This window comes from Neoroseomonas rubea (genome assembly GCF_016106015.1).
In the GTDB taxonomy this organism is placed as follows: domain Bacteria; phylum Pseudomonadota; class Alphaproteobacteria; order Acetobacterales; family Acetobacteraceae; genus Neoroseomonas; species Neoroseomonas rubea.
In genome coordinates this window covers 1-4,686 of sequence record NZ_JACADQ010000330.1, presented here as the reverse complement: position 1 = coordinate 4,686, position 4,686 = coordinate 1, and the positions used below count along the sequence as shown (strand labels likewise).

Sequence of the window (4,686 nt, the reverse complement as noted above, 5' to 3'; positions counted from 1 at the left end):
CGGCGATCGGCGTGCGGCCGCGCGGCGTGACGCGAGCCGCGGCGGCGACCACCGCGGCGGCGTCGGGGGCGGGGGCGGCCAGCATCTCCACATCGGTGCAGTCGCCGGCGCGCCGGTGGCCATAGGCGAGCAGGCCGACCGGCCGCTGGTCCGGCCAGCGCGCCATCAGCCCCGCCAGCGCATCCTGCGCGGTCGCGATCTTCGTCCGCGCCTCCACCTCGCCCCACATGGATTCGGACGCGTCGAGCACGAGGATGGCCGGCTGCGCCCGTGCCGTGCCGGCGAGCAGCGCGATGAGCAGCGCGAGCAGCGCCGCGCGGGATCCTTGCGCGAATGTCATGGCCGCGGATCGAACCAAGCGTCCATGGCACTGGCAAGGCAGGCCCCCCGCCTGCGAGGATGCAGGGCAGGAGGACGCCATGAGCCAGCCCGCCGCCCACATCCGCGCCTTCTTCGACGAACCCACCAACACCGTCTCCTACCTGGTGTGGGACCCCGCGACGAAGCGCGGGGCGGTGATCGACCCTGTACTCGACTGGGACAACCGGTCCGGCACCGCCGATGTGGCCTTCGCCGACCGCATCCTGGCCGCGGCGGACGAGGAAGCCGTCGCGATCGACTGGGTGCTCGAGACGCATGCCCATGCCGACCACCTGACGGCCGCGCCCTACATCAAGGCGCGCACCGGCGCGCCGATCGGGATCGGGGAGCATATCCGGCAGGTGCAGGCGATCTTCCGCCCGATGTTCCAGGCCGAGGATCTGAAGCCCGGCGGCGGCGACTTCGACCGGCTGTTTGCCGATGGCGAGCGCTTCGCGCTGGGGTCGCTGGAGGTCGAGGTGATCCACACGCCGGGCCACACGCCGGCCTGCATCGCCTATCGCATCGGGGAGGATGTCTTCGTCGGCGACACGCTGTTCATGCACGACTACGGCACGGCGCGCGCCGATTTCCCCGGTGGCGACGCGCGCACGCTGTTCCGGTCCATGAAGCGGCTGCTCGCCCTGCCGCCCGACACACGGCTGTGGATGTGCCACGACTACAAGGCGCCGGGGCGGGATTCCTATGCGTGGCAATCCACGGTGGCCGAGCAGCGCGCGCACAACCCGCATGTGAAGGATGGCGTGACGGAGGAGGAATTCGTCGCCTTCCGCACGGCGCGGGACGCGACCCTGGCCGCGCCCTTGCTGCTGCTGCCCGCGATCCAGGTGAACATCCGCGCCGGGCGTTTCCCGCCGGCCGAAAGCAACGGGGTGCGCTACCTGCTGGTGCCGGTGACGACCCGCAAGGCGGACACGCTGGCCTAGAGGCCGCCGGGCGTGCTAGGCGCGCCCGGTGCTGTTCCAGAGCCAGGCCTTCATCCTGCTCTTCCTGCCGGCGACGCTCCTTCTCTACTACGCGGTCGCCGGGCACCGCACCCTGCGACAGATCGTTGCGATAGCGGCATCACTCGTCTTCTACGGCGCCTGGGATGTGCGCTTCGTGCCGCTGCTGGTCGGGCTGACCTTCCTCAACTGGCTGTTCGGGCGGTGGCACCGGCCGGGGGCGCGGGTCGACTGGACGGTCATCGGCATCGTGGTGAACCTCGCCATCCTCGGCGTGTGCAAGTTCACCAACTTCTTCGCCGGCAGCTTCGCGGTGCTGCTCGGGATGGAATTCTCCCCCTGGGACATCATCCTGCCGCTCGGCGTCTCCTTCTTCGTGTTCCAGAAGATCTCCTACCTGGTCGATGTCCGGCGCGGGCACGCGCATGACTACGGGCTGCTCGACTTCTTCATGTTCGTCACCTTCTTCCCGCAGCTCATCGCCGGCCCGATCGTCCGGCACAACGAGATCATCGACCAGTTCGCGGCGAACCCGCGCCGGCCTGAGATGTGGGAGAACCTGTCGCGCGGCCTCGTGCTGTTCGCGATCGGCGCGGCGAAGAAGCTCGGCGTGGCCGACCATGTGGCGGAGGTGACGGACAGGCTGTTCGCGCAGGCCGCCACGGCGCCGCTGTCGGCCGCGGAGGGCTGGACGGCGGCCGGCGCCTTCACGCTGCAGATCTACTTCGACTTCTCCGGCTATTCGGACATGGCGATCGGCCTCGCGCTGATGTTCGGGCTGCGGATGCCGGTGAATTTCGACGCGCCCTATCGCGCGACCTCGATCCGCGACTTCTGGCGGCGCTGGCACATGACGCTGTCGCGCTTCCTGCGCGACTACCTCTACATCCCGATGGGCGGCAACCGCGGCGGGGCGCTGCGCCAGGCGCGCAACGTCGTGGCGACGATGCTGCTGGCCGGCCTCTGGCACGGGGCGAACTGGACCTTCGTGGCGTGGGGCGGGCTGCATGGCGCCGCGCTCGCGCTGAACGCGGCGTGGGAAAGGGCGGGGCTGCGCATGGCGCCGGCGCTTGGCTGGGCGCTGACGCTGCTCTTCGTCATGGCCGGCTGGGTGCTGTTCCGCGCGCCGGATTTTTCCATCGCGCTGCATGTCTGGCGCGGCATGGCGGGGCTGGAAGGTCTTGGCACCGTGAAGCTCGACCACGCCATCGCCTTCGTCGCGGGGGCGGCGATGGCGCTGCTCGGCCCGACGAGCCAGCAGGTCGCGATGATGCGCCTGCGGCCGCTCCACTGGCTCGCGGTGCCGGTCGGCATCGCGCTGCTGCTTCTGATCCTGCAATCCGGCACCAGGGCGCCCAGTGAGTTCATCTATTTCCAGTTCTGACCCCGCGTCCTGGGCGCGCTTCTTCCGTCGTGCGGCGGCCAGCGCGGCGGCCGGCTGCGCGGCGATCTTCGCCTTCGTGGCGCTGGTCGATCCGTGGGGCGTGCTGCCCTTCTCGATCCCGGCGGAACGGCCGCCGGTCTCGACCAACGCCCGCTACGCCTTCGCGGGGCTGGCGCGGTCGGACCGCTTCGATTCGGCGATCATCGGCACTTCCACCAGCCGCATGCTGATCCCCGACCGGCTGAACGGGCCCTTCGGGGCGCGCTTCGCCAACCTCGCGATGAACGCCGCGACGGCCTATGAGCAGTCGCGCCTGTTCGAGGTGTTCATCCGCCGCCACCCCGCGCCGCGCGCCGTCATCCTCGGCCTGGACCATGTGTGGTGCGAGCCCGGGCCGTTGCAGCGCTTCACGCCGCGCCCCTTCCCGGAAGCCTTCTACGGCGCATCCCCCTGGCCGGCGTACCGGGAGATGCTGTCCTTCTACGCCGTGCAGGAAGCGGTGAAGCAGGCGGCCGTGCTGGTCGGCCTGAAGCCGCCACCCTATGGGCGCGACGGCTACACGCGCTTCCTGCCGCCGGATGACCGCTACGACGCGGCGCGGGTGGCCGCGAGCCTGCCGCCCCTGCCGCCCGAGACGCTGCGCCATGTCGAGACGCCGCCCGCGCGCATCGACCTGCCGGCCATGGCGCTGCTGGAACGCATGGTCGCCGCGACGCCGGCTCAGACGCGGCTGGTCGTGATGTTCATGCCGCTCTGGCTCGGCACCCAGGCCGCGCCGGGCACGGGCGGGGCGGCGGTGACGGAAGCCTGCAAGCGGCGCGTGGCGGAGATCGCGCGCGCAAGGCCGGGGACGGTGGTGATGGACTTCCTGCGCGCCAGCCCCATCACGCGCGACCCGACGCATTACTGGGACCCGATGCACTACCGCGACGCGATCGCCGAGCGGATCATGGCGCATCTCGCGCGCGCCGCGGACGGCGCGCCCGATGCGAGCGAGGATTTCGCCGCGCTCGCTCCGTGACGGGGGCCGCTACTGCAGCGGCACCGTGATGTTCGTGATCTCGCAGAGATTCACGTTGCGCCGTTCCTGCGGCTGGCCGCTGTCGTAGACGAAGCGGATGTCGTACATGCAGGCGCCTTCCGGCAGGCGCACGGGATAGACGGCGCCGGGTGCCACCGTATCCGCGCCGAGCCGGTCCGGACCCCAGTTGTTCTCGGTGGTGAGCGAGGCGAAGACCTGCATCACGGTGGTGCGGCCCTGGTTCACCAGGTTGAAGGACGGGTTGCCCGAAGGCCCGGCCTGCGGCGGCCGCGCCTGCTGCTGCGGCGCCTGCCCGCCCTGCTGCCCCGGGCCGCCCTGCTGCGCCTGCCGCCCATCGAAGGCGAGCTCGGTCAGGTTGCACAGGTTGATGTTGCGCCGTTCCTCGGCCGGGCCGCCCTGGCGGTCGTAGACCACGCGGACATCGTACATGCAGGGGCCCTGCGGCAGGCGGACAACGAAGGACCGCCCCGCCGGCACCACGTTGGTGCCGAGCCGGTCCTGGCCCCAGTTCTGGTCGGTGGTGAGGGAGGCATAGGCCTCGTAGATCGTCCGGGTGCTGCGGTTGACGAGGTTGAAGGACGGGTCGCCGGTCTGCGCCTGCGCCACCGCGGGCAGGGCGCCGAGCGCCAGGAAGGCTGCCGCGGCAGCGGTGACCAGGCGTCGCATCAGCATGCGGGCTCTCCTCAAAGCGGCGCGGGCATCGGCCCGTCCTTTCCAGATGGGAAGGCTAGCCGAGCCCGGCGCCCGGCGCCAACCGGCTGCCGCGCGGACTGCGAAACGCTTCAGTCCGGCCCGCCGGCCTCCTCCTCCTCCTCCGCCAGGCCGGCCGCGCGCGCGGCGAGCAGGGCGAGGGCGCCTTCCAGCGCGGCGCGCGCCTCCGGCGCCAGGGTGGCGGTCAGTTCGGCCTCGAGCGCGCGGGCGCGCGGGACGATGGC

Annotated in this window: 5 protein-coding genes; 3 read left to right on the top strand and 2 right to left on the bottom strand. The window is 71.3% G+C overall.

Annotated elements, in window-relative coordinates:
* The coding region (locus HW577_RS21015) for a vWA domain-containing protein (protein ID WP_198378076.1) at window positions 1-340 on the bottom strand (340 nt) is incomplete at its 3' end.
* A 79-nt stretch (window positions 341-419) separates the two neighbouring features.
* On the opposite strand from HW577_RS21015, the gene HW577_RS21010 reads away from it, so the two are divergent.
* From HW577_RS21010 to HW577_RS21000, 3 genes are read left to right on the top strand one after another with little or no spacing between them, the layout of a single operon-like run.
* Complete coding sequence (locus tag HW577_RS21010; RefSeq protein WP_198378075.1) at window positions 420-1,307, top strand: MBL fold metallo-hydrolase; 888 nt, start codon at window positions 420-422, stop codon at window positions 1,305-1,307.
* A 28-nt stretch (window positions 1,308-1,335) separates the two neighbouring features.
* Window positions 1,336-2,709: an MBOAT family O-acyltransferase gene (locus HW577_RS21005; protein ID WP_198378074.1), complete on the top strand. Its 1,374-nt coding sequence runs from the start codon at window positions 1,336-1,338 to the stop codon at window positions 2,707-2,709.
* A complete protein-coding gene (locus HW577_RS21000; RefSeq protein WP_198378073.1) occupies window positions 2,684-3,730 on the top strand; it encodes a hypothetical protein in 1,047 nt (348 codons plus the stop codon). The genes HW577_RS21005 and HW577_RS21000 overlap by 26 nt, the downstream gene beginning before the upstream one ends.
* A 9-nt stretch (window positions 3,731-3,739) precedes the next feature.
* Here the strand turns inward: HW577_RS21000 and HW577_RS20995 are convergent, their stop codons facing one another.
* On the bottom strand, window positions 3,740-4,423 hold the full coding sequence (locus HW577_RS20995; protein ID WP_198378072.1) for a hypothetical protein: 684 nt from the start codon (window positions 4,421-4,423) through the stop codon (window positions 3,740-3,742).
* Window positions 4,424-4,686: the final 263 nt, after the last annotated feature.

Coding starts and splice junctions, on each gene's coding strand:
- HW577_RS21010 (WP_198378075.1), top strand. CDS start 420: ATGAGCCAGCCCGCCGCCCACATCCGCGCCTTCTTCGACGAACCCACC.
- HW577_RS20995 (WP_198378072.1), bottom strand. CDS start 4,423: ATGCTGATGCGACGCCTGGTCACCGCTGCCGCGGCAGCCTTCCTGGCG.